Annotated in this window: 23 protein-coding genes; 9 read left to right on the forward strand and 14 right to left on the reverse strand. The window is 72.7% G+C overall.

The annotated features are described in order from the left end of the window. Window positions 1-84: 84 nt before the first annotated feature. The 6 genes from NGF19_RS17850 to NGF19_RS17875 all read right to left on the reverse strand — a co-directional run bounded on the left by NGF19_RS17850 (window position 85) and on the right by NGF19_RS17875 (window position 5,018). Window positions 85-786 (reverse strand): SDR family oxidoreductase, encoded by a 702-nt coding sequence (locus NGF19_RS17850; RefSeq protein ID WP_252425940.1) that lies wholly within the window; start codon window positions 784-786, stop codon window positions 85-87. A gap of 87 nt (window positions 787-873) precedes the next feature. After that, window positions 874-1,818, reverse strand: a complete 945-nt coding sequence (locus NGF19_RS17855) for a class I SAM-dependent methyltransferase (RefSeq protein ID WP_252425941.1) — start codon at window positions 1,816-1,818, stop codon at window positions 874-876. A gap of 150 nt (window positions 1,819-1,968) precedes the next feature. After that, entirely contained in the window at window positions 1,969-2,745 is a 777-nt protein-coding gene (locus tag NGF19_RS17860; RefSeq protein ID WP_252425942.1) for a class I SAM-dependent methyltransferase, read from the reverse strand. Between the two features lie 69 nt (window positions 2,746-2,814). Next, complete coding sequence (locus NGF19_RS17865; protein ID WP_252425943.1) at window positions 2,815-3,555, reverse strand: class I SAM-dependent methyltransferase; 741 nt, start codon at window positions 3,553-3,555, stop codon at window positions 2,815-2,817. A 10-nt stretch (window positions 3,556-3,565) separates the two neighbouring features. Then, window positions 3,566-3,874, reverse strand: coding sequence for a 4a-hydroxytetrahydrobiopterin dehydratase (locus NGF19_RS17870; protein ID WP_252425944.1), 309 nt, complete (start codon window positions 3,872-3,874; stop codon window positions 3,566-3,568). Window positions 3,875-3,950: 76 nt separating this feature from the next. Further along, a complete protein-coding gene (locus NGF19_RS17875) occupies window positions 3,951-5,018 on the reverse strand; it encodes an ADP-ribosylglycohydrolase family protein (protein WP_252425945.1) in 1,068 nt (355 codons plus the stop codon). A 28-nt stretch (window positions 5,019-5,046) separates the two neighbouring features. Here NGF19_RS17875 and NGF19_RS17880 point away from each other — a divergent pair, with 28 nt between their 5' ends. From NGF19_RS17880 to NGF19_RS17890, 3 genes are all read left to right on the forward strand, one after another. Then, window positions 5,047-5,883 carry a helix-turn-helix domain-containing protein gene (locus NGF19_RS17880; RefSeq protein WP_252425946.1) on the forward strand — a complete coding sequence of 279 codons (837 nt, stop codon included), beginning with the start codon at window positions 5,047-5,049 and terminating at the stop codon, window positions 5,881-5,883. A 120-nt stretch (window positions 5,884-6,003) separates the two neighbouring features. After that, window positions 6,004-6,867, forward strand: a complete 864-nt coding sequence (locus NGF19_RS17885) for a Sco1979 family transcriptional regulator (RefSeq protein ID WP_252425947.1) — start codon at window positions 6,004-6,006, stop codon at window positions 6,865-6,867. 83 nt (window positions 6,868-6,950) lie between these two features. Further along, window positions 6,951-7,769 (forward strand): SAM-dependent methyltransferase, encoded by an 819-nt coding sequence (locus tag NGF19_RS17890; RefSeq protein WP_252425948.1) that lies wholly within the window; start codon window positions 6,951-6,953, stop codon window positions 7,767-7,769. Between the two features lie 65 nt (window positions 7,770-7,834). Here NGF19_RS17890 and NGF19_RS17895 read toward each other — a convergent pair whose 3' ends face one another. Then, window positions 7,835-8,260 (reverse strand): OsmC family protein, encoded by a 426-nt coding sequence (locus NGF19_RS17895; RefSeq protein WP_252425949.1) that lies wholly within the window; start codon window positions 8,258-8,260, stop codon window positions 7,835-7,837. A 107-nt stretch (window positions 8,261-8,367) separates the two neighbouring features. Then, window positions 8,368-10,509, reverse strand: a complete 2,142-nt coding sequence (locus NGF19_RS17900) for a phage holin family protein (RefSeq protein ID WP_252425950.1) — start codon at window positions 10,507-10,509, stop codon at window positions 8,368-8,370. Window positions 10,510-10,678: 169 nt separating this feature from the next. Between NGF19_RS17900 and NGF19_RS17905 the strand changes: the two genes are divergently transcribed. Together NGF19_RS17905 and NGF19_RS17910 are read left to right on the forward strand one after the other, a co-directional pair. Next, window positions 10,679-11,452, forward strand: coding sequence for an MBL fold metallo-hydrolase (locus NGF19_RS17905; protein ID WP_252425951.1), 774 nt, complete (start codon window positions 10,679-10,681; stop codon window positions 11,450-11,452). After that, window positions 11,449-12,075 carry a DedA family protein gene (locus NGF19_RS17910; protein WP_252425952.1) on the forward strand — a complete coding sequence of 209 codons (627 nt, stop codon included), beginning with the start codon at window positions 11,449-11,451 and terminating at the stop codon, window positions 12,073-12,075. The genes NGF19_RS17905 and NGF19_RS17910 overlap by 4 nt, the downstream gene beginning before the upstream one ends. Window positions 12,076-12,096: 21 nt before the next feature. Here the strand turns inward: NGF19_RS17910 and NGF19_RS17915 are convergent, their stop codons facing one another. From NGF19_RS17915 to NGF19_RS17925, 3 genes are read right to left on the reverse strand one after another with little or no spacing between them, the layout of a single operon-like run. Continuing rightward, window positions 12,097-13,176: an MBL fold metallo-hydrolase gene (locus tag NGF19_RS17915; protein WP_252425953.1), complete on the reverse strand. Its 1,080-nt coding sequence runs from the start codon at window positions 13,174-13,176 to the stop codon at window positions 12,097-12,099. Next, window positions 13,173-14,417: an aminotransferase class I/II-fold pyridoxal phosphate-dependent enzyme gene (locus NGF19_RS17920; protein WP_252425954.1), complete on the reverse strand. Its 1,245-nt coding sequence runs from the start codon at window positions 14,415-14,417 to the stop codon at window positions 13,173-13,175. The genes NGF19_RS17915 and NGF19_RS17920 overlap by 4 nt, the downstream gene beginning before the upstream one ends. A gap of 42 nt (window positions 14,418-14,459) precedes the next feature. Then, window positions 14,460-15,896 (reverse strand): hypothetical protein, encoded by a 1,437-nt coding sequence (locus NGF19_RS17925; protein ID WP_252425955.1) that lies wholly within the window; start codon window positions 15,894-15,896, stop codon window positions 14,460-14,462. A gap of 201 nt (window positions 15,897-16,097) precedes the next feature. Between NGF19_RS17925 and NGF19_RS17930 the strand changes: the two genes are divergently transcribed. Both NGF19_RS17930 and NGF19_RS17935 read left to right on the forward strand, forming a co-directional pair. After that, complete coding sequence (locus NGF19_RS17930; protein WP_252425956.1) at window positions 16,098-16,490, forward strand: DUF2795 domain-containing protein; 393 nt, start codon at window positions 16,098-16,100, stop codon at window positions 16,488-16,490. Window positions 16,491-16,553: 63 nt separating this feature from the next. Further along, the gene (locus tag NGF19_RS17935; RefSeq protein WP_252425957.1) at window positions 16,554-17,093 is read left to right on the forward strand and encodes a type 1 glutamine amidotransferase domain-containing protein; all 540 of its coding nucleotides are present in this window, start codon (window positions 16,554-16,556) and stop codon (window positions 17,091-17,093) included. A 19-nt stretch (window positions 17,094-17,112) separates the two neighbouring features. On the opposite strand, the gene NGF19_RS17940 is transcribed toward NGF19_RS17935, so the two are convergent. Both NGF19_RS17940 and NGF19_RS17945 read right to left on the reverse strand, forming a co-directional pair. Continuing rightward, window positions 17,113-17,355, reverse strand: coding sequence for a DUF6158 family protein (locus NGF19_RS17940; protein ID WP_252425958.1), 243 nt, complete (start codon window positions 17,353-17,355; stop codon window positions 17,113-17,115). Between the two features lie 81 nt (window positions 17,356-17,436). After that, window positions 17,437-19,056 (reverse strand): ABC-F family ATP-binding cassette domain-containing protein, encoded by a 1,620-nt coding sequence (locus NGF19_RS17945; RefSeq protein WP_252425959.1) that lies wholly within the window; start codon window positions 19,054-19,056, stop codon window positions 17,437-17,439. 192 nt (window positions 19,057-19,248) lie between these two features. On the opposite strand from NGF19_RS17945, the gene NGF19_RS17950 reads away from it, so the two are divergent. Next, entirely contained in the window at window positions 19,249-20,064 is an 816-nt protein-coding gene (locus tag NGF19_RS17950; protein ID WP_252425960.1) for a class I SAM-dependent methyltransferase, read from the forward strand. A gap of 43 nt (window positions 20,065-20,107) precedes the next feature. Then, complete coding sequence (locus tag NGF19_RS17955; RefSeq protein ID WP_252425961.1) at window positions 20,108-20,284, forward strand: hydrophobic protein; 177 nt, start codon at window positions 20,108-20,110, stop codon at window positions 20,282-20,284. A gap of 73 nt (window positions 20,285-20,357) precedes the next feature. On the opposite strand, the gene NGF19_RS17960 is transcribed toward NGF19_RS17955, so the two are convergent. Continuing rightward, window positions 20,358-22,205, reverse strand: a complete 1,848-nt coding sequence (locus tag NGF19_RS17960; protein ID WP_252425962.1) for a transketolase — start codon at window positions 22,203-22,205, stop codon at window positions 20,358-20,360. Window positions 22,206-22,442 lie beyond the last annotated feature (237 nt).

The raw sequence follows: 22,442 nt of genomic DNA on the forward strand, positions 1-22,442 counted from the left end.
GAGGCTCGGCTTCGTCAGGTCATCGACTTCGACTTCGACGAGCCGGTCGCCGTGCTCCTGTCGCTGGGGCCTGTCAGACAGGCCCTAGTTCGGCTGTCCGATCGGGCGTATGACCACCGTGTTGACGTCCACGCCCTCGGGCTGCCGAACGGCCCAGACGATCGAGTCGGCGATCTGGTCGGCGGTGAGCAGGCGGCCCGGCGGCAGGCCGCCCAGGTCGTCCCAGAACGGGGTCTCCACGCGGCCGGGGGCGATCAGGGTCACGCCCACGCCCCATTCGGTGACCTGTCGACGGGTGTTCTCGGCGAGCGCGGTGACCGCCCACTTGGTCGCGCCGTAGACGTTGCCGGGCGTGGGCACGAACCCCGCGACGCTGCCGACGAGGACGATCCGGCCGCGTGTCTCCTTGAGGGCGTCGATGGAGGCCCGGACGAGCAGCGCCGGACCGAGGACATTGGTCAGCACCATGTCGGTCCACCCGGCCGGATCGCCCTCGGCGACCGTGGAGTCGGTGGCGAACCCGGCGTTGGCGATGACGGTGTCGAGTCGGCCGAACCGCTTCACCGTGGTCTCGACGGCCCCCTTCACCTGCTCGTAGTCGGCGGCGTTCCCGGCGATCGTCAACAGGTCCTCGGGCTCGCCGAGTTCGGCGGCGAAGTCGCGCAGCCGCCGTTCGCTCCGCCCGGTGACGGCGACGCGATGCCCGGCGTCGAGCAGGTGCCGGGCCACCGCGGCGCCGATGCCGCTGCCGCCGCCGGTGATGAGTGTGACGTGAGCGTCCGTCATGGTCGACCCCCTGGTGTTCGGTGAGATGGCGAGGAGTCAACCACTTGGAGAGCGCTCGAAGTCAACCGGCTGCGCGGCGGCGGGAGTTCAGGACGTACGCACGGCCGTGTGCACGGTGTGTGCCTTCAGGACGAAGACGTCGGGCCTGTGATGCGCGCTCGCCTCGTCGTCGGGGTCGAGGAGGCGGTCCAGGGTGGCGCGGTCCGTGTCGGTGAGCTCGTCGGCCAGTGCTTCGCGTGTGCGGGTGAGGGAGGCGACGACGTAGGCGCGGGCCGTAGCGGAGAGCGGGGCGGGCAGGTCGAGGAGGAAGCTGCGGGTGCCGGTGGGCTTCAGACCGGCGGCGGTCAGCAGGGCGGGCCAGTCCTCGGTCTCGGCGACGGAACCGGGCAACTCCTCGCGCATACGCGTGAACCAGTCGGCCTCCACCGCGTCGAGGCGGGCCTGGAGACCGGGGCGGCCGATGCCGATGTCCCGGGGCAGGAAGCGGCCGGGCAGACCGCCTTCGAGGAGGGCGAGGGTGCCACCAGGAGCCAGGTGCGTGGCGAACTCGGCCAGGGCGGCGCGCTGGTCGCCCAGGTGGTGCAGGCTGTTGCTGGCCCACAGCAGGTCGGCCGGACGCTCCAACTTCCCGAGTACGTCCGGGAGTTCGCCGGTGATGGTGGTGAGCCGGTCGGCGAGACCGAGGCGTGTGGCGCGGGCGCGGGCCCGTTCGAGGAGCGGCGCGGAGCCGTCCGCCGCGACGACCCGCGCGCCAGGGAAGGCCTCCGCGAACAGGCAGGAGACCACCCCCGGGCCACTGCCCGTGTCGACGATCAGCCCGGGGGCGGACACCTGCTCGGACAGCCAGGCCATGACCTGCCGGTACAGAGGGGCGAACAGCTCGGCCTGGGACTCCAGCAGCGGGCCCATCACGGCCCAGTCCATGTCGGTGTTGCCGTGACCGTGCCCGTGGCCGTGGCCGTGGCCGTGATGGTGCTGGTGGCCGTCGCGTGCGTCTTGGTCGTGGTCCTGGTCCTGGTGTTCCTGTGCCATGGGATCAGCCTCTCCTGTCGATGCGCCCAGCGTGCACCGGCAGACGGCTGACGAGCCAGTTCCGTTGCCGGAACGGCAAACCGGGCGCGGCCCGCCCGCCCGGCCACCACTTCACCGGGCCGTCCGGCCACCCGCCCCTCAGCTCACCGGTCAGTTCACCGGCACAAGAGTCAGGTAGGCCAGACCCATGACCCCGCGATAGCCCCGGAGCCACATGCCGCGGTGGCTGTCCACACGGTCGCGGGTCTCCTGCGCCAGCGGGTGGTCGGGGTGGGCCGCGAGCCATTCCTCGACGTCGGCCTGGTACGCGGACTCGAACACCTCCCATTCGTCGAGGCTCGCGGTCTCGGTCCAGACAGGACGGAAGCCCGCGTCGACGGCGAGGTCGACAAGGTCGGCGAGGTCGCTGAACTCCGCGGCGGACGCGTCCGGCCACATGGCCGCCAACTCGCCTTCCGTAGGCGAGCGTTGCCAGAAGCCCTCGCCGAGCAGGACACGGCCGCCCGGGGCCACCAGACGGCGCAGGGCACGCAGGGCCGCCACGGTGTGCTCGGGCGGCCGGGCGTCGGTGAGCGCGTGGCTGGCGCCGAGGCAGAGCACGATGTCGGCCGGTCCATGACCGGTGTCGACGGCGGACTCCTGGACGAAGCGCACGCGCTCGCCCAGCCCACGGACCTCGGCGTTCGCGCGCCCGCGGGCGAGGTCGTCCTTGTTGAGATCGAGGCCGACGCCGGTCGCACCGGGCGTCGCCGCGATCAGACGGAGCATGAACTCGCCCCAGCCACACCCGAGATCGAGCACGGTGGCCGGGGCGTCGGGAGCGAGATGGGCGGTCAGCCGATGGATCATCCTGTCGGCCCGCTCCTCGGAGAGAGGGCCGTGGAAGGTGAGGCGGGTCAGCCGTGGCGGTGCGCTGGTGTCATCCATGAGGCCGAACACTAGGGCTGACGCGGCTCCCGGCGACACCGGATATCCGCCGCCTCCCTCGGCCGTCGTTCAGCCCTTGCGGAAGGCCTGGAGTGTGAACACCGGGTCCGGGCGCGGCCGGTCCTGATCGGGCAGGGTGCCGAGATCCGCGGCGAGTTGTTCGGCCAGCGGGGAGCCGGGGGTCAGTGTGGTGAACCAGCCGCGTCGCAGGTCCGCCACCGTGCTGCGGGGGCTGCGGCCCTGACCGACGCCGGGGAAGCGGGCCTGTCCGGCGGGGACCAGGCCGTACACGGCGGCGTGCGCCGCGACCGTCTCCGAGGCGTCCGGGGCCGGATGGCGGGGGCGGGGGACGAGGACGGCGTCGATGTCACTGCCCACGTCATGGGCCTCGGCCTTGTCGACCGTGGTGAGGTACATCCCGCCGGGACGCAGAACGCGGGCGCACTCGCGAAGGATGGCCCGGACGTCGTCGGGGTCGTCGATGAGATGCAGCAGCCACACGCTGGTGACGGCGTCGAACGTCCCGTCCGGGAAGGGCAGTCGACGGCTGTCCGCGCGGACGACGGCGCCCGGCAGCCGGGCGGCGGAGTAGCGCGTCATCGCGTCGGCCAGGTCCGCGCCCGTCACCCTGAGCCCCGGCCGCCCGGCCGCGAGCCGCCGGGTCACGCTGCCCGTGCCGCAGGCCACGTCGAGCAGCCGTCCGGTGTCCTCGGGCAGCAGGCCGAGGAGGGCGTCGGCCGCCGCCTCGGCGCGGGGCTCGCCTCCGCGGGTGGCGTCGTAGACGTCGGCCTCGCGTTCGTAGTCGAGCATGGGCCACACTCTAGCCACGGGCGCCGTGGGCGGGCGCCAACTCCTCGATGCGGCGGGCCAGTTCGAAGTCGAGTTCGGTGACCGCGCCGCCCACGCTGTGGGTGTTCACGGTGAGGGAGACGGTGTGGTAGCTGAGGGTGAGGTCGGCGTGGTGGTCGAGCTCCTCCTGCACCTGGGCGATGTGGACGACCATCGCGGCGGCGGCGAAGTGGGAGCCGAGCCGATAGGAGCGGGCGAGCCGGTCGCCGTCCAGGGACCAGCCGGGCAGCTGTGCCAGCCGGTCCTCGATCTCCTTCTGCGGCAGCGGTTCGACGGGCATGACGTGCGCTCCTTCCCAGAGGTTCGCCCACCCTGTCACATCGCCCGTCCGCGGCTCCGTACGCGCGGCCGTGCCCTCACCGGCGGAGGCACTCCGCGGCGAAGTCGTCCGCCAGGACGGTGATCTCGGCGCGCGCCTCGACCCGCGTCAGCCAGTCGTGCGGCAGGCCGTGGTCGCCGTGGTGGGCGCCGAGGAGGTTGCCGCAGATGGCGCCCGTGGAGTCGCTGTCGCCGGAGTGGTTGACGGACAGCAGGAGAGCCTGGCGTACGTCCGGCTCGACGAGCGCGCAGTACACGGCGATGGCGAGCGCCTCCTCCGCGATCCAGCCCCCGCCGAGCGTCTCGGCCTTCCGCGCGGTCGGCGACCCTTCGGCGGCCAGGTCCAGGGCCTGGCGCAGCGCGTTCGTGGTCTCCTCGTGTCCGGGGTACCGGGCGAGCAGCCGCATGCCGCGCAGCACGGCCCCTTCCAGGGAGTCGCCCTCGATCAGGTGGGTGACGATCGCGGCGAAGGCTCCCGCGGCGTAGTAGCCGGTGGGATGGCCGTGGGTGATCTGGGCGCAGCGCGCGGCCATGACGAACGCCGTCTCGGCAGCGACGCGGACCAGCCCGAAGGGGGCGGAGCGCATGACCGCGCCGCAGCCCTTGGAGTCGGAGTTGACGGGACCGGGCGGGCCCAGCTCGGTCGCCGGGTCCGGCACGAAGGCATGGGCGAGGCCGGAGAGGCAGGCGTTGCCGGGTGCGCGTCGCGCGTACAGCCAGTGCTGCGCGGCCAGGCCGTGGTGGACATCCGCGGGCGGGCGGGACAGGTGTTGGGTGTCGAGCCAGCGGCCGTACGCTTCCCGGACCAGCAGGGGCCAGCCGCCGCCCAGGCCCTTGTGCCGTTCGCGCTCGTGGGCCCGGTGGAGTCCTTCGACGGTGAAGAGGGTCATCTGGGTGTCGTCGGTGACCCGGCCCGTGACGCCCTGGGCGTCGGGTACGAGCCCGGTGACGCCCCGCGCGCCGTGCGCGGCCCGGATGCGGTCCAGGGAGAGGAACTCGACGGGGTAGCCGAGGGCGTCACCGATGGCGCCGCCGAGAAGGCAGCCGCGCACGCGGGCCCGGTAGACCGCCGTGGCCTCCCAGGGCGGGGCATTCCGGTCGTCCATACTTCCGCTCCTCGACTAGGGTCGTGCCATGACCATTGTCGCGTCCGACGCCATCGCGTTGTCACCAGGGTCTTCCGAACCGGGCATCGGCCCGCTGTTGCGCCGCTGGCGCGAGCAACGACGGCTCAGCCAAATGGAGTTGGCCCTGCGCGCCGACTCCTCGGCGCGGCACATCAGCTTCATCGAGACGGGCCGCTCGCGCCCGAGCGAGGAGATGGTGCTGCGCCTCGCGGAGCACCTGGACGTGCCGGTCCGCGAGCGCAACGCGCTGCTGCTGAGCGCCGGTTACGCCCCGCACTACTCGGAGACCCCGCTGACGGACCCGTCGATGGGGACGTTGCGTACGGCCATGGAGCGGCTGATCAAGGGCTACGAGCCCTATCCGGCGCTGGTGGTCGACGCGTTGTACAACGTGGTGGCGGCGAACCGGGGCATCATGATGTTCCTGGAGGACGTCCCGAAGCACATGCTCGCCGCACCCCTGAACGTGATGCGTCTGTCGCTGCATCCGCAGGGCCTCGCGCCGCGCATCCTGAACCTGCGCGAGTGGCGCCACCACCTGCTGGCGCAGATGGACCGGCAGATCGCCTTGCAGCGCTCGTCCGAGCTGCGCGCGCTGTACGAGGAGGTGGCGGCGTATCCGGTGCCCGACGCCCCGGACCACGCGGATTCCGAACTGGACGAGCCCGTCGCCTACTTCGCGCTCCCGATGCGCATCGCGCACGACGGCCACGCGCTGTCCTTCATCTCGTCCATCTCCACCTTCAACACCCCGATGGACGTCACGGTCGCGGAACTGGCCATCGAGACGTTCCTCCCCGCGGACGCGGCGACGGTGAAGTACCTCCAGACCACGGATATGTGACGACACGTCAAGCAGGCGGGGGATTCGGCCCCGAAGTGATCACGACGCGTCCGCCCTCGTGTGCGTTTCGCGTGAACGTGGCACACTGCTCGCGTACTTCGGCCACTAGGGAGGCGTCGCGTGAGCGAGCGGCGGGCTGCGCCGACGGTGGGGCAGGTGGTCCTCGGGCGTCGGCTGCAGGAGCTGCGGGAGAGCGCCGGGCTCAAGCGGGAGGAGGCGGCGCGGGTCCTGCGCGTCGCCCCGGCGACCGTACGGCGTATGGAGATGGCCGAAGTCTCGCTGAAGATCCCGTACGTACAGGTGCTGCTCTCGACGTACGGTGTGCCCGACGAGGAGGTCACCGCCTTCGTCCGGCTCGCCGAAGAGGCCAACGAGCCCGGCTGGTGGCAGCGTTACCACGACGTCCTGCCCGACTGGTTCAGCCTGCATGTGAGCCTGGAGGGCGCCGCCCGCATCATCCGCTCGTACGAGCCCCACTTCGTACCCGGACTGCTCCAGACCGAGGACTACGCGCGCGCCGTGCTGGAGGCCGGGACCGTCGGGCAGGTCCGCCCGCAGGACATCGAGCGGCATGTGGCGCTGCGGCTGGCCCGGCAGAAGCTGCTCACGCGCGAGAACCCGCCCCACCTCTGGGTGATCATGGACGAGACGGTGCTGCGCCGCCCGGTCAGCAACCGCTCCGCCGTGATGCGCGACCAGCTCGGCCGACTCCTCGAGATCAGCGAGAACCCCGGGATCACCTTGCAGGTCGCGGAGTACGCCGTCGGCCCGCACCCGGGGACGTACACCCCGTTCGTGCTGTTCCGCTTCGCCGAGCCGGAACTGCCCGACATGGTCTACAGCGAGTACCTGACCGGCGCCCTCTATCTCGACTCGCGCACCGAAGTGGCCATGCACCTGGAGGTGTTGGACCACATGTCCGCGAAGGCGGCCTCCGTGCAGCGCACGAGGGACATTCTGCGGGAGTATCGCGACACCTTCTGACACGTCTTGCCAGACGTCTTGCCAGACGTCTTCTGACTGCACGTCATCTTCGAGTCACCTCTTCTCCCTTCAGGAGCATCCTCATGACGAACGGACGTGAAGCGGCACCCACCCAGCTCGACACCAGCCGGCCTCATCCCGCGCGGGTGTACGACTGGTGGCTGGGCGGCAAGGACAACTACCCGGTGGACGAGGAGCTGGGCCGGAAGATACTCGCCGTGGATCCGGCCGTACGGCGCGGAGCGCGCGCCAACCGCCGGTTCATGCGCAAGGCCACGCGGGCTCTGGCGCACGCGGGGGTGCGCCAGTTCCTCGACGTCGGCACGGGCATCCCCACCTCCCCCAACCTCCACCAGGTCGCGCAGGAGATCGTCCCGGCGGCGCGTGTGGTGTACGCCGACAACGACCCGATCGTGCTGCGGCATGCCGAGGCGCTGTTGCAGGGGACCGACGAGGGTGTCACCGACTACGTCCACGCGGACGTCCGTGACGTGGACGCGATCCTCTCGCTGGCCTCGAAGACCCTGGACTTCGACCAGCCGGTGGCGCTCTCGCTGATCGCCATCACCCACTACCTGAGCGAGGACCCGGCGGTCGATGACGTGTACGGGCTGCTGAAGCGGTACGTCGACGCGCTCGCCCCCGGCAGTCATCTGGTCCTCTCCCAGGTCACCCCGGACCTGGACCCGGCCGCCATGGAGCGGGCGGCCACGCTGTTCCGCCGTAGTGGAACCCCGATGCACCCGCGCTCGCGCGCGGAGTTCTCGCGCTTCTTCGACGGCATGGAACTGCTGGAGCCCGGTGTGCTCCCGGTCTCCGAGTGGCGTCCTGAGGAGGAGGATCTGGCGGCGACGGCGGAGGGCGTCGTGCCGGTGTACGCCGGGGTCGCGCGCAAGCTCTGAGCGAGCGGGACATGACGGTGCCGCGCCCCTGCGGAGGGAGCGCGGCACCTCGAACGTGACCGGCGTCAGGCGAGCTTGGCCGTGAGCGTGATCGTCGTACCGGCCAGGGCCTGGCTGACCGGGCAGTTCTGCTTGGCGCCCTCGGCGGCGGCGCTGAAGGTGTCGGCGTCGATGCCGGGGACGGTCCCCTCGACGGTGAGATGGATACCGGTGATGCCCGTCCCCGGCTGGAACGTGACGTCGGCCGAGGTGGTGAGCTTGGTGGGCGGGGTACCGGCGCCCGCCAGACCGTGTGCCAGGGCCATGGAGAAGCAGCTCGAGTGGGCGGCGGCGATCAGTTCCTCGGGGCTGGTCTTGCCGTTCGCCTTCTCCGCGCGCGACGGCCACGACACCGGCTGCTCACCGATGCCGGAGGAGTCGAAGGTGACGACGCCGTTGCCCTCGAGCAGATTGCCTTCCCAGACCGTGTGTGCGCTGCGCGTGGTTGCCACGGTTCTTCCTTTCGGTTTGGGCCCGTTGCCGGGTTCCGTCAGGCACATCCGATCACACGCGGAGGCGGCACACCGGGTGAACGGTGCGGCGCGTTCGGGCGGCGGGGTCAGGCGGCGCGTTCGTTCTCGGCCTCGGCCGCGGGCGCGGGCGTGGCCTCCGTCCCGCCCACGCGCGCGGTCAGCGGCGTCCCGGGGACGGCGCACTCGCGCAGCCAGCGGCGGAAGACGTGATGGATCCGCTCGGCGCCGACGAGTTCGCTGCCGTCCCGCGCCGGGGCGGACAGCGTCGTCGGCGACAGCAGGAAGGGGCGGCCCTGGGCGCCGCCGAGTCCGCCGTGCGAGCCGATCTGCTCCTCGAACGCGAGCACCTCGCCCTCTGCGGGGTCGCACCAGGAGTTGACCATGATGTCGGCGGTGTGCGGGAAGGAGTGCGTGCGGCGCACGGCGTCCGCGGCGCCGGGGCCGAAGCCGGTGAGCGGACCGGTCTCGTCATCGAGCCGGTCGACCGGGATCTCCGCCCCGTGCGCCCCCAGCACCACCCCGCCGTGTTCCTCGCTGCGTACGAGGAGGAAGCCGATACCGGGGTGGTGGGCGAGCGTGGACAGCAGCGCGGGATGGCGGCGGTCGATCTCCTCCTTGCTCATCCGGTGCGGCACGTCCGGGAAGGAGACGAGACCGAGGTTGCCGGAGGCCAGCACGAGCGGCTCGGAGCGGCGAGGCGCGGGCCGGTGCTTCTCCCCGCCCTCCTCGACCGGCCGCCGCAGCGCGGCCCGTACCGCCGCGCGCGCCTCGGTCCCGCTGTGCGTGCTCTCCGCCTTGCGAGGCACGGGCAGGCCGCAGCCGGCCCGGACCAGGTCGCCCAGGCTGAGTCCGTACCGCGACCGGAAGGTCTCCCCCGGGCTCTGGCCGTGGTCGGACAGGACGACGATCCGGTACGGGCGCGGGGCGTGCTCGGCGACCTGGGCGAGCAGCGCGAGCGAGCGGTCCAGCGTCCGGAGGACCTTCTCGGCGTCGCGGCTGTGCGGGCCGGAGTGGTGGGCCACCTCGTCGTACGCCACCAGGTCGGCGTAGACCGCGGTGCGGCCGGCGAGCATGTCCCCGATCACCGCGGCGACGACGACGTCCCGTTCGACGACGGTGGCGAAGGCGCGGACGAGGGGGTACAGGCCGCCGCGGCCGACCCGGGGCCGCCGCTTCGCGCAGCGCGCGCGAAGGGACTGGCCCATCTCGCGGCCGACCTCGGCGACGAAGGACATGGCGGTGCGGACCGCGTTGGCGGGGTCGCGGAAGTAGGCGAAGTACCCGGCGCGGGACCGGTTCTCCTTGCCTCGTCTCGCGGACACGGACAGGACGAGGGCGAGTTGGCCGGCGCCGCCGCTGAACAGGTTGCCGCGGCTGGCGCCGTCGGTGGTGAGGAGCCCGCCGTCACCGGTCCGTGCGACGGCGCGGCGCTGGAGTTCGGCGGCGCTCGTCGGCCGGTTGGAGACCATGACCTCGTGCCGGTCCTTCTCGTACCACCGGAAGGCCGGGATGTCGTGGTTGGAGCCGTGCAGGATGCCCAGTTGGCTGGCGCCGGTCTGGCTGGACCAGTCGGTGCGCCAGGAGGTGAGGCGGTGGGAGGGGCCCTGACCGTCGCGGGGGTCGAGCCAGGAGGCGACGGTGGGCATGAGCCCCTTGTCGACGGCCGTCCGGAGCACCTCGTATCCGACGCCGTCGAGTTGGACGAAGACGACGCCCGGCGTGGCGGGCCCGGCCTGTCCGCCGTCACGTCGTCGCCCGTGCCGCCGGTCGGCGAGCCGGGAGAGCCGTCTGCGGTACGCGTCGTCGTCCCGTACGGCGAGGGCGCCGCCGGTGGCCGAGGCCACGGCCGACATCGCGGCGGCGACGACCACCGCGGTCTCCAGGGCGGCCTGGCCGTGACCGGAGGGGTTGAGGCGCAGAGCGAGCAGCAGCAGGGAGCCGTTGAGGAAGAAGACGAGCAGCCCGAGGACGAGGGCGGGCACGAGCAGCAGCAGCCGCACCAGCAGGGGCCACACCAGAGAGGACAGCAGGCCGAAGACACCGGCGCCCGCGGCGGCGGTGAGAGCGACGCGGGTGAAGCTGTCGCCGCCCGCGGACTCCAGCCGGAAGTCGGGGAGGAACGCGGCGAGGACGAGCAGGGTGACACTCGACGCGGCCCACACGGCGATACTCCGCCACACTCCACTGAGCACACGTCGCAGGCGCCCGTGACCCACACCACACCTCATCTCGTCCTCGTCCGGCCGGGGTCGCCGCAGACCCTACCTCTGCCCGTAGGCTTCGGACAGCGCGGGAAGGACCGGGCGGGACGGACTCGGTGGTCGGACTCGGTGGTCGGACTCGGTGGTCGGACTCGGTGGTCGGACTCGGTGGGACGGACGGGAAGGAGGCGACGAGGTGTCGGTGGAGATCACGTGGTGGGGCCATGCCACGTGCACGGTCGAGGACTCCGGGGTGCGGGTGCTCACGGACCCGCTGTTCGCGCGCCGTCTCGCGCATCTGCGGCGCCGCCGGGGTGCCCCGCCGCCGCCCGAGGCCGCGATCGCGGATGTGGTGCTCGTCTCCCATCTGCACGCCGACCACCTGCACGTGCCGTCGCTGGCCCGGCTCGCCCCGGACACCCGGCTGCTGGTGCCGCGCGGTGCTCCCGCCCAGGTACCGGGGCTGCGCAAGCTCGACCGGCTGCGCGTCACGGAGGTCTCGCCCGGCGACCGGGTCCAGCTCGGTGACCTGGTCGTACGCGTGGTCCCCGCCCATCACGACGGGCGTCGGCTGCCGTTCGGGCGGCCCCGCTGCCCCGCGCTCGGCTTCGTCGTCGAGGGCGAGGCACACACGTACTTCGCCGGGGACACCGGGCTGTACCCGTCCATGGCGGAGGAGGTCGGGCCGGTCGACGTGGCGCTGCTGCCGGTCGGCGGCTGGGGGCCGAACCTCGGGGAGGGGCATCTGGACGCGGGGCGTGCGGCCGAGGCGTTGGCGCGGCTGATGCCCCGCAGCGCGGTGCCGATGCACTACGGCACGTACTGGCCGATCGGCATGGACGCCGTGCGCCCCCATGAATTCCACGCGCCGGGCGACGAGTTCGCGCGCCTTGCCGCGCAGCACGCGCCCCAGGCTGCGGTCCATCTCCTGGCCCACGGCGAGAGCGTCCGTCCGGAGGCCGCCTCGTGATATCCCTCGCCGCCGCGAGTACCACCCTGCCCTTGGAGTCCACCCAGCAGGCGATCGGCTACCCGTCGCTGTTCCTGCTCGTGCTGGTCGGCGCGCTCGTGCCCGTCGTGCCGACGGGGGCGCTGGTCAGCTCCGCGGCCGTCGTCGCCTTCCACCAGACCGCGCCGTTCGCGCTCGCGCTGGTCTTCGTCGTCGGGGCGCTCGCGGCGTTCCTCGGGGATGTCGCGCTGTACTGGCTGGGGCGGCGCGGCATGCGGTCGCGGAGCGGCTCCCGGTGGCTCGCGCGGATCCGCGACCGCGCCCCCGAGGACCGGCTGGCCCAGGCGCAGCAGAAGCTCGACGACCACGGGGTGGCGGTGCTCACCCTCTCCCGGCTGCTCCCGGCGGGCCGTGTACCGGTGATGCTCGCCTGTCTGATGGCCCGTATGCCCCTACGGGACTTCGCCCGCGGCGACGCCCCGGCCTGCCTCGCCTGGGCCGCGACCTACCAACTGATCGGCATTCTCGGCGGCTCCCTGTTCCCGAAGCCGTGGGAGGGCGTGGTGGCGGCGGTGGTGCTGACGCTGGCGGTCAGTTCGGTGCCTGGCGTGTGGCGCCGGATGCGCGGGCCCGCCGCGTCCTGAGGCCGGAACGCTCGGGCGGGATCATTCCAGTACCCGGGACGCCCCCACCGGCAGGTCCCACAGGTTCTCGCGGGGCAGGCCCGCTCGCTCCCAGGCCGCCCGTACCCGGGTCAGCGGTTCGAGGACCGGCTCCGTCGACAGGACGAACGTGCCCCAGTGCATGGGGGCCATCCGCCGTGCGCCGAGGTCCGCGACCGCACGGACCGCCTCCTCCGGGTCGCAGTGGACATCGCTGAGCCACCAACGCGGGTCGTACGCGCCGATCGGCATGAGCGCCAGATCGATGCCCGGGTAGCGGCGGCCGATCCGCTCGAACCAGTGGCCGTATCCCGTGTCCCCGGCGAAGTACACGCGCTGTCCGTCGGACGCCGTCAGCACCCAGCCGCCCCACAGCGTCGTACAGGTGTCGGTCAGGGTGCGCTTGGACCAGTGGTGGGCGGGCACGAAGTCGAAGCGGACACCGTCCAGTTCGGCGCCCTCCCACCAGTCCAGCTCGGTGACACGGGTGAACTTCCGCCGCCGGAACCAGCGGGCGAGGCCCGCCGGGGCGAACACCGGTGTGTCGTACGGGAGTCGGCGCAGCGTCGGGACGTCGAGATGGTCGTAGTGGTTGTGGCTGATGACGACCGCGTCGATGGGCGGCAGGGCGCTCCAGGCGATGCCGACGGGCGTGATCCTGGACGGTGTGCCGAGGATACGGCGGGACCAGACCGGGTCGGTGAGGACGCTCAGCCCGCCGACGCGCACCACCCAACTGGCGTGCCCCGCCCAGGAGACGGCGATGGAGCGCGCGTCGACCCGCGGCAGCGGGCCCGGCTCGTAGGGCAACAGCGGTACGTCTCTGAGCTGTTCGGGCGCGGGCCGTAGCGCGCCCTCGCGGGCGAGGCGGGCGAAGGCCTTGAGGCCGGGCAGCGGCGCGGTGAGCCGGTCCATGAACGACCGCGGCCACAGGCGCCGTTCACCGAGCGGACGGGGTTCGGCGAGCGGCGGGTACGAGGTCGGCGGCGCGGGGTTCCGGGTCAGTACGGACGCGGACGCCGGTTCCGTGGCGGCCGGTTGTACGGAGAGGGTGCTCGTGGTCGGCTCGGACTGCTGCGTCATCGGGGAGACTCCCATCGCTGAGCGTCGTCGCGTAGATCGTCGAAGACCGATTCCAGACGGGTCAACGCGCTGTGCACGTGCGGCAGTTCCAAGGGCGCGGGCGAGGCGAGGCACCGGGCTCGTTCCTCGGGGGTCGCGCCGAGAAGGGGTGCGGTGGTCAGGCGGACGCGGAGCGCCCCGAGGTCGTCGCCGAAGCGGTGGCCGCCGGGCGCGGGCATGGCGAGCCGGGCGGAGAGGAAGTCCTCCAGTTCCTGTGCGTCGCCGACGCCCTGCCGGTCGAGCGCGGTGCGCAGCGGCGCGAGGTCGGCGTAGAGGTGACGCCCCGCCTGCGGGGGCCGGGCGAGGGCGCCCGCGGCGACGACGACGCGGTGCAGGGCGGCGGCCACGCGCGCGTGCAGCGCGGTGCCGGCGGCCAGGCGCCGGGTGATGTCGTCGGGCTCGGCGAGGGCATAGGCCGCGGCGGCGGCGACCGGGGCGGCGATACGGGCACCGAGCGCGGTCAGTACGTCGAGGGCACGGGCACGCAGCCGGGCGCCGTCGGCGGTGGCCGGGAAGCGGGCGACGGCCGCGGGCCAGCCCGACGGAAGGAAGGGACCGGCCAGGTCGGTGACGACGGTGACCCGGTCCGGGAGCATCTCGGCGGGGCTGAGCAGCACGGTGTCGCGCGGCCGGTGCACGGTGTCGCGCCAGGTCTCGTCGCTGACGAGGTGGAGGCCCTCGGCGGCGGCGGCCTCCACGGTCTGGTGCACCACCTCGGGCGGCGCCACGGTGGCGGTGGGGTCGTCGGCGACCGACAGCACGAGCAGACGCGGATCGCCGCCTTCCGCGCGGACCCGGCGGACGGTCTCCAGCAGGGCACAGGGATCCGGGACGCCGCCGCACTCGGCGGGCGTGGCCACGGGGAACACGGCTCTGCCGAGCGCCCGGACCTGGGGTGCCCACCAGGCGGCGCACGGCCGGGGCACGAGTACGTCGCCGCCGAGCGCGGCGGTGACCGCGGCCAGCAGGGCGGGGGCACCGGGGGCTGCGGTCGCCCGGTCGCGCTCGGTGGGCAGTCCGCGTCTGCCGAAGTAGCCGCAGGCGGCGTCGAGGAGGGCCGGTACGCCGCCGGGCTCGGCACCGTCGTACTCCGCGGCGGCGGTGAGCACGGCGACGAGGCCCGGGAGGACCGGCAGTCCGTGGTCGGGCAGGGGCGGGCCGTAGCGGACGGGGCCGTGCCCTTCCGGATCCGTCCGCCGCATGCCTGCCTCCACGCTGTCCGTCACCGCTGTCGGGTCACGGGATCAGCAGGCGCGGGACGGTCCGCGCCGCCACACCCGGTGCACCGCGCCGCCGAGCGCGCCCGCGATCAGCAGACCGCCGAGGGCGAGCAGGGGCAGGGACTCGTGGAAGGCGCCGCCCGCTCCCGCGTTCACTCCGTGCCGCGCGGGTGACCGCCCGTTCTCGTGCTCCCCCCGGCCCTCGTCCCGGCCGCCGCCTTGCTTCCCGTGCTCCTTGCCCGAGCCCTCGCCGTGCTGCCGCCCCTGCTCTCCGCCTTGGGCCGCGCCATGCCGACCTTCCTGACCCCAGCCCTGACTCCCACCGCCGTGCTCCTTGCCCTGGCCCCAACTCTGGTTCCCGCCCTGCTCGCTGCCCTGCCCCCACCCTTGGCCCCCGCCCTGGTCCTTCCCTTGACCCCAGCCCTGGCTTCCGCCCTGCCCCCAGCCCTGCCCCCAGCCCTGGCTTCCGCCCTGTTCCTTCCCCTGCTGCCACTCCTGGCTGTCGCCCTGGGACCTCCCCTGGGCTCCTTCGGCCTGCTGCCAGCCCCGGCCCTGGCCCTCGTCCTGCTGCCAGCCCTGACCATCGCCCTGCGGGCCACCTTGCCCCTGCTCGGACGCCTGGCCCGGACTGCCTCCCAAGCCCTGCCCTGGCTGCCACCCCTGGCCCGCGCCCTGCGGCTTGACCTGCCCCCAGCCCTGACGGCCCTGACGCTGCTGCCCTTGCCCTTCACCCTGCGGCCATGCCTGGCCATCGCCTTGGTTCTGACCTTCGCCCTGGGCCTGGCCCTCGCCTCGCACGCCCTGCCCCGGCTGTACCGACTCCTGCCCCTCCTGCTGCCCCTGCTGCCCCTGCCCTTGCTGACCGTCCTCCGACGGCCCCGCCGGGCTCGCCCCTTGCCGATTCGCCGGGCCGCCCCCGCGCTGCATCCCCGGCTGCCCTGTCTGCCCCGGCTGACCCGCCTGCCCCTGCACCCCCGTCTGTCCCTGTCCCTGTCCCTGGCCCTGTCCTTGCGTCGCCGCCCGTCCCTCCCCGCTCACGTCCAGCGACTCGGACCACCGGCTCTCCGGCTCCCCCGGCTCGTTCGGGCACCGGCCCTCGATGCCCAGCTCCGTGTACCGGTGGGCCAGGCTCACTCCGAGGCCCTGCACGGAGGGCGGGATACGGGCCGTACCGCTGTACACCACGCGGGTCGTGCCCTGGCTGCCGACCGGCACGGGCACGCCCTCGACCCGCTTCAACCGCACCGTGCCTCCCTCGAAGCCCTCGGAGGTGGCCTCGACGGAGTCGGGTTCGTTGCCACTGATCGCGTCGCAGGACACCGAGACGGTGACCGTGCCGCCGGGTGCCACCGCGCGCGGGGTGATGTCGGCGGCGGGTTCCGCGAAGGCCGGCGATGCGACGGCGCTCAGTGCGGCACCGGCCACGGTGGCGGCGGACAGGACGCGGGCACTGCGGTGCATGAAGGGGCTCCTTCGGCCGGTTCCTCCGGGGCACGGACGTCGTGCCCTCGAAAGCCCATGACAGCCCGCCCGGCCACGGCCCGCGCGCGGCCGGGCACCATTCGCGGTAACCGCACCCCCGGGCGGGTGACGACGGCGCGCACCGATTCGAACGGCGCGCACCGGGTACCTGGGGACCACCCCGATGTTCTGGAGAGAGTCATGCAGCGAGGCAGTGACCGGCTGAGTGTCCACCGCGACGACGAGATGAAGCACGAGCTACAGGAGCTGCTGCGGTCCGGCCACCCGACGCGGACCGAGGAGTGGCACGACCCCGAGCCGACCGCCGACGACGACCCCGCGGCCTGGGCCGGACCCATGGCCCCGGACAGCGCGCACTCCGTGGCCGACATGCGCTACGAGATGGCGCGGATCCTCGGGCGTACGGCGTTCCCGGCGCGCAGGGACGACCTGATCGGCACGCTGCGCGCCAGGAACGCACCGGACGCCCTCGTCGAACCGCTGAAGCGACTGCCGCGCTCGACGCGCTACGCGAGCGCCCGTGAACTCGCCGAGGCGGTCGTGCAGGCGGAAGGCGTCGCACGCCACGCCTAGGACCACCCACACCACCAAGCCCCACCGAACCACCGGACGACCCGGAGAGGACAGTGAGCAGACATGCGTATCGCGTTCCTGATGGCGCCCGAGGGCGTCGAGCAGGTCGAACTCACCGACCCCTGGAGCGCGCTGGCCGACGCCGGCCACGAACCGGTCCTGGTGTCGACGAAGCCAGGGCATGTGCAGGCGTTCCATCACCTCGACAAGGCGGACACCTTCCCGGTGGACGCGGTCGTCGGGCAGGCGGAGGCGGAGTCCTTCGACGGGCTCGTCCTGCCGGGCGGCGTGGCCAACCCTGACTTCCTGCGCATGGACGAGAAGGCCGTCTCGTTCATTCACGCCTTCTTCCGGCAGGGCCGTCCGGTCGCCGCGATCTGCCATGCGCCGTGGACCCTGGTCGAGGCGGACGTGGTACGGGGCCGGGTCCTGACGTCATGGCCGAGTCTGCGTACGGACATCACCAACGCGGGCGGTACCTGGGTGGACGAGCAGGTGCGGCTCGACCAAGGTCCCAACAAGCTGATCACCAGCCGCAAGCCGGACGATCTGAAGGCGTTCGACGAGGCGATCCTGGCGGAGTTCCCCGGCCCGGACAGCTAGGGCCTCACGTACCAAGCGGTCACGTACCAGGCGCCTCGGCCGCCCCCCGCTCCCGCGCCCCGTCGCGCGTCCGGCTCGCGACGATCAGGCGGCGCGGGTGGCGGCGCAGATACTCGCCCTCCAGCTGCGCCATACGGTCGTTGTGGGCGCGCAGCGCGTCGTTGGAACCGTGGAGCAGGGTGTCGTGACGCGTGCGGTGGATCGTCTCCAGCTCCTTCATGAGTTGCTGGTCGGTGAGGTGCCCCGGGTCGACTCCGCTCATGGTGTACCCCGCTCGTCGCTCGACGGTGCTCACTCCACTGTACGAACATCCTGGACGGCCCACGAGCGCTAGGGCCTGGCCCTAGCGGGCGCGCTCCACCCTCCGCTCGTCCCACACCGGCTCCGTCGACTCCCGGACCCGGCCGTCGGAGCCGAAGACGAGGTAGCGGTCGAAGGAGCGGGCGAACCAACGGTCGTGCGTGACGGCGAGGACCGTACCGGCGAAGGCTTCCAGGCCCTCCTGGAGCGCCTCGGCGGACTCCAGGTCGAGGTTGTCGGTCGGCTCGTCGAGCAGCAGCGCGGTCACGCCCTCCAGCTCCAGGAGCAGGATCTGGAAGCGGGCCTGCTGGCCGCCCGAGAGCCGCTCGAAGGTCTGCTCGGCCTGGCCGGTCAGCTCGTAGCGCCGCAGCCGGGACATGGCGGCGCCGCGGTCCTGCGCGTGCTCCTTCCACAGGATGTCCAGGAGCGTACGGCCCTCCAGTTCGGGGTGGGCATGGGTCTGGGCGAAGTGGCCGGGCACGACGCGCGCGCCGAGCTTCCACCGCCCGGTGTGGGCGACGTCGTCACCGGCCAGGAGGCGCAGGAAGTGCGACTTGCCCGAGCCGTTGGAGCCGAGGACGGCGACGCGTTCGCCGTAGAACACCTCCAGGTCGAACGGGCGCATCAGGCCGGTGAGTTCGAGCCCTTCGCAGGTGACCGCCCGGACTCCCGTACGTCCCCCCTGGAGCCGCATGGTGATGTCCTGCTCGCGCGGCGGCTCGGGCGGCGGGCCCGCCTCCTCGAACTTCCGCAGCCGGGTCTGCGCGGCGCGGTAGCGCGAGGCCATGTCGGCGCTGTTCTCGGCTGCTTGACGGAGCGTCAGGACAAGCTTCTTCAACTGGGCGTGCTTCTCGTCCCAGCGGCGGCGCAGCTCCTCGAACCGCGCGAACCGTTCGCGGCGGGCCTCGTGGTACGTGGCGAAACTCCCGCCGTGCACCCAGGCGTCGGCACCGGCCGGTCCCGGCTCGACGCTGACGATCCGCTCGGCGGAGCGGGCGAGCAACTCCCGATCGTGGGAGACGAACAGCACGGTCTTACGGGTCTCCGCGAGCCGCTCCTCCAGCCATCGTTTCCCTGGTACGTCAAGGTAGTTGTCGGGCTCGTCGAGGAGGAGGACCTCGTCGGGGCCGCGCAGCAGCGCTTCGAGGACCAGCCGCTTCTGCTCACCACCGGAGAGGGTGCGCACCTGGCGCCATTGGGCCCGCTCGTAGGGGACGCCGAACGCGGCCGTGGTGCAGATGTCCCACAGGGTCTCGGCCTCGTAGCCGCGGGCCTCGGCCCAGTCGGCGAGGGCCTGCGCGTACCGCAGTTGGGCGGCCTCGTCGTCGACGGTCATGACGGCGTGCTCGGCGGCGTCGACGGCGCGGGCGGCCTCGCGGATGCGCGGTGGGGCGACGGAGACGAGGAGGTCGCGTACGGTCGTCTCGTCCCGCACCGATCCCACGAACTGCCGCATGACACCGAGCCCGCCGCTGGTGGTGACCGTCCCGCCGTGCGGCTTCAGTTCACCCGAGATGATGCGCAACAGGGTTGTCTTGCCGGCCCCGTTGGGTCCGACGAGCGCGACGACGGCGCCCTCCCCGACCCGGAAGGACACGTCGCCGAGCAACGCCCTGCCGTCCGGGAGGTAGTACTCGAGGTGCGCGGCTTCGAGGTGTCCCATGAGGCGCATTCTGGACGGCGCCGCCAAGCCCCGGCAAACGATTATCGATCCCGCCGCACGACCGGAGCGGGCCGTACGCAGGCAAGTCCACATGGTGATACGTGGGTCTCACCATCCGACATGGCCGCGTACGGTGAGGCGTACGGCCCGGCGGTCATGACGCGGGGGTTCGTACGACGGGAAGGGGCAGGTATGCCGGAGGAGACGGCCGTCTACACGCACGGCCACCACGAGTCCGTACTGCGCTCGCACACGTGGCGGACGGCCGCCAACTCGGCGGCGTATCTGCTCGGCTCGCTGAAGCCGCACATGAGGATCCTGGACATCGGCTGCGGTCCGGGCACCATCACCGCGGATCTCGCTGCCCTGGTCCCGGACGGTCACGTCACCGGTGTCGACCGGGCGGCGTCGATCCTGGACCAGGCCCGCGCCACGGCCGCCGCGCGCGGCGCCACGAACGTGGACTTCGCGGTAGCCGACGTGCACGCGCTTCCGTACCCGGACGACTCGTTCTGTGTGGTCCACGCCCACCAGGTGCTCCAGCACGTGGGCGACCCGGTGCGGGCGCTGCGCGAGATGGACCGGGTCACCAGGCCGGGCGGTCTCGTCGCCGTGCGCGACGCGGACTACGCGGCGATGGCCTGGTACCCGTCGTCCGCGGGCATGGACGACTGGCTGGACCTGTACGAGCGGGTCGCCCGTGCCAACGGCGGTGAGCCGGACGCCGGTCGGCGCCTCAGGTCCTGGGCGCTGCGGGCCGGTATCCGTGACATCACGGCCACCACCGGCACCTGGACCTTCGCCACCGCCGAGGAGCGGGACTGGTGGAGCGGGCTGTGGGCGGACCGTACGCTCGCCTCCACGTACGCGGACCGGGCCACCGAGGGCGGTCACGCGAGCGTCGCGCGGTTGCGGGCCGTGGCGGAGGCCTGGCGGGAATGGGGACGGCAGGAGGACGGCTGGTTCTCCGTCCTGCACGGAGAGATCCTTTGCCGGAAGGACGTCTGACTCGCCCGTTTCGGGAAACCCGGCCGAGCAGGAGGTACATGTCATGGTTCCGATCCTGCTGGCAATTCTGGTGGCGGCCGTGGTCTTCTTCGCCATCGGATTCGTGGTGAAAGTACTGTGGTGGATCGCCCTCGCGCTGATCGTGATCTGGCTGCTGGGCTTCCTGTTCCGCCATCAACTGTTCCCGCATCATCACCACCGCCACGGAGCGCGGGGATGATGCGGGGATGATATGGCCGGCGATCGGGTGACGCATCCTCAGCGCCCTCAGCGCCCCTCGGCCGGACCATCGGTCAGACCAGCACGGCGTGCTCCACCAGCAGTCGTGCGGCGGCCATGACCGACCCGGCGTCGATGCCCGCGGCGTGCAACTGCTCCGCGGGGGTCGCGGAGCCCGGCATCGTTCGCACGGCGAGGCGCGCCAGGCGGGGTACGGGGCGCCCGTCGAGGAAGGCGTCGAGGACCGCGTCACCGAGACCGCCCTCCTCGTGGTGGTCCTCCACCGTGAGGAGGGCGCCGGTGCGGGCGGCGGCCTCGCGCAGGGTGGCCCGGTCGACGGGCTTGACCGAGTAGAGGTCGATGACCCGCACCCGCAGGCCCTCCTCGGCGAGCGCGTCGGCCGCGGCCAGCGCCTCGTGGACGGTGACCCCGGCCGCGACGATCGTCAGCCGGTCCTCGAAGGAGGCGCGCAGCACCTTGCTGCCGCCGACCGGGAACTCCTCGGTGGGCCCGTAGACGACCGGTGTCTTCCCGCGCGTGGTGCGCAGATAGCGGATGCCGTCCTGGTCGGCCATCGCGGCGACGAGCTTGGCGGTCTGGTTGGCGTCGCACGGGTACAGCACGGTCGAGCCGTGCACCGCGCGCAGCATCGCGAGGTCTTCGAGACCCATCTGGGACGGGCCGTCCTGGCCGATGGCGCATCCCGCGTGCGAACCGACGAGGTTGATGCCGGAGCCGCTGATCGAGGCCATGCGGACGAAGTCATGGGCGCGGGTGAGGAACGCGGCGAACGTCGAGGCGTAGGGCACCCAGCCGCGCGTCGCCATGCCGACGGCGGCGGCGACCATCAACTGTTCGGCGATGTAGCACTGGAAGTAGCGGTCGGGGTGCTCCTTGCCGAAGTACTCGGCGCGCGTGGAGTCGCCGACCTCGCCGTCGAGGGCGACGATGTCGCCGCGGGCGCTGCCGAGTGCGGCGAGCGCCTGCCCGTAGGCGTCGCGGGTGGGGACCTCGTCACCGACCTCGTAGCGCGGCAGTTCCAGGTGGCCGCTGTGCACCGGGTGCAGCGTGCGGGCGGCGGGCGGTGGCTGGACCTCGACGCGCAGGTCCCGTACGCCGCCGAGTTCCGCGATCGCCTCCGCCGGGTCCGGCAGGGGCTTGCCGTGCAGGCCCTCGTGGTCCTGGACGGCGCGGACGCCCTTGCCCTTGAGGGTGCGGGCGAGGATCACGGTGGGTGCTCCGGTGGTGGACTCGGCCTCGGCGCAGGCGCGGTCGACGGCCTCCACGTCGTGTCCGTCGACCTCGACGGTGTGCCAGTCGAAGGCCCGGAAGCGCCGTGCGTACGCGTCGAGGTCGTGGCCGTGGCGGGTGGGGCCGCGCTGGCCGAGCCGGTTGACGTCGACGATCGCGATCAGGTTGTCGAGGTGCTCGTACCCGGCGTGCTCGGCGGCCTCCCAGACGGAGCCCTCGGCCAGTTCGCTGTCGCCGCACAGCACCCAGACGCGGTAACCGGTGCGGTCGAGCCGCTGCCCGGCCAGGGCGACACCGACGCCGACGGGCAGGCCCTGGCCGAGCGATCCGGTGGCCGTCTCCACCCAGGGCAGTCGACGGGGCGTGGGGTGCCCTTCGAGACGGCTGCCGAGCTTGCGGTAGGTGAGCAGCTCGGTCTCGTTGATCGCTCCGGCGGCCTTGTAGGCGGCGTAGAGCAGGGGTGAGGCGTGTCCCTTGGACAGGATGAACCGGTCGTTCGCGGGGTGGGCGGGGCGTTCGAAGTCGTAGCGGAGGTGGTGGGCCAGCAGGACGGCCATGAGGTCCGCGGCGGACATCGAGGACGTGGGGTGCCCGGAACCGGCCGCGTCGGCGGCGCGGACGCTGTCCACGCGCAACTGCTGGGCCAGTTCGGTGAGCTGACGGGTCTTCATCTGCGTCTCCTCCGTACCGGTCAGCCGTCGCCGGGGACGGCGTCCAGGTGTCCCGCCCCGGACGAACGGGGGTGTGTCGGTATCGGTGACGGTGTGGCGGTGGCACGGCGGTGGCCGCCGCGGGCCGGATGTTCCAGGTCACGCACAGGTGTCATGGCCGCCGGGTACCCAGGCCGCGGTCGCCGTAACACCGCGCCCGCGGCGGCCTCGCGCGCCGCCCTGCGCCGGACCGGGATC

The organism is Streptomyces macrolidinus (genome assembly GCF_023887685.1).
Taxonomy (GTDB): domain Bacteria; phylum Actinomycetota; class Actinomycetes; order Streptomycetales; family Streptomycetaceae; genus Streptomyces; species Streptomyces macrolidinus.

Coding starts and splice junctions, on each gene's coding strand:
- NGF19_RS17940 (WP_252425958.1), bottom strand. CDS start 17,355: ATGAGCGGAGTCGACCCGGGGCACCTCACCGACCAGCAACTCATGAAG.
- NGF19_RS17955 (WP_252425961.1), top strand. CDS start 20,108: ATGGTTCCGATCCTGCTGGCAATTCTGGTGGCGGCCGTGGTCTTCTTC.
- NGF19_RS17920 (WP_252425954.1), bottom strand. CDS start 14,417: ATGCGGCGGACGGATCCGGAAGGGCACGGCCCCGTCCGCTACGGCCCG.
- NGF19_RS17850 (WP_252425940.1), bottom strand. CDS start 786: ATGACGGACGCTCACGTCACACTCATCACCGGCGGCGGCAGCGGCATC.
- NGF19_RS17900 (WP_252425950.1), bottom strand. CDS start 10,509: ATGAGGTGTGGTGTGGGTCACGGGCGCCTGCGACGTGTGCTCAGTGGA.
- NGF19_RS17870 (WP_252425944.1), bottom strand. CDS start 3,874: ATGCCCGTCGAACCGCTGCCGCAGAAGGAGATCGAGGACCGGCTGGCA.
- NGF19_RS17860 (WP_252425942.1), bottom strand. CDS start 2,745: ATGGATGACACCAGCGCACCGCCACGGCTGACCCGCCTCACCTTCCAC.
- NGF19_RS17890 (WP_252425948.1), top strand. CDS start 6,951: ATGACGAACGGACGTGAAGCGGCACCCACCCAGCTCGACACCAGCCGG.
- NGF19_RS17865 (WP_252425943.1), bottom strand. CDS start 3,555: ATGCTCGACTACGAACGCGAGGCCGACGTCTACGACGCCACCCGCGGA.
- NGF19_RS17935 (WP_252425957.1), top strand. CDS start 16,554: ATGCGTATCGCGTTCCTGATGGCGCCCGAGGGCGTCGAGCAGGTCGAA.
- NGF19_RS17925 (WP_252425955.1), bottom strand. CDS start 15,896: ATGCACCGCAGTGCCCGCGTCCTGTCCGCCGCCACCGTGGCCGGTGCC.
- NGF19_RS17855 (WP_252425941.1), bottom strand. CDS start 1,818: ATGGCACAGGAACACCAGGACCAGGACCACGACCAAGACGCACGCGAC.
- NGF19_RS17875 (WP_252425945.1), bottom strand. CDS start 5,018: ATGGACGACCGGAATGCCCCGCCCTGGGAGGCCACGGCGGTCTACCGG.
- NGF19_RS17880 (WP_252425946.1), top strand. CDS start 5,047: ATGACCATTGTCGCGTCCGACGCCATCGCGTTGTCACCAGGGTCTTCC.
- NGF19_RS17930 (WP_252425956.1), top strand. CDS start 16,098: ATGCAGCGAGGCAGTGACCGGCTGAGTGTCCACCGCGACGACGAGATG.
- NGF19_RS17945 (WP_252425959.1), bottom strand. CDS start 19,056: ATGGGACACCTCGAAGCCGCGCACCTCGAGTACTACCTCCCGGACGGC.
- NGF19_RS17915 (WP_252425953.1), bottom strand. CDS start 13,176: ATGACGCAGCAGTCCGAGCCGACCACGAGCACCCTCTCCGTACAACCG.
- NGF19_RS17950 (WP_252425960.1), top strand. CDS start 19,249: ATGCCGGAGGAGACGGCCGTCTACACGCACGGCCACCACGAGTCCGTA.
- NGF19_RS17960 (WP_252425962.1), bottom strand. CDS start 22,205: ATGAAGACCCGTCAGCTCACCGAACTGGCCCAGCAGTTGCGCGTGGAC.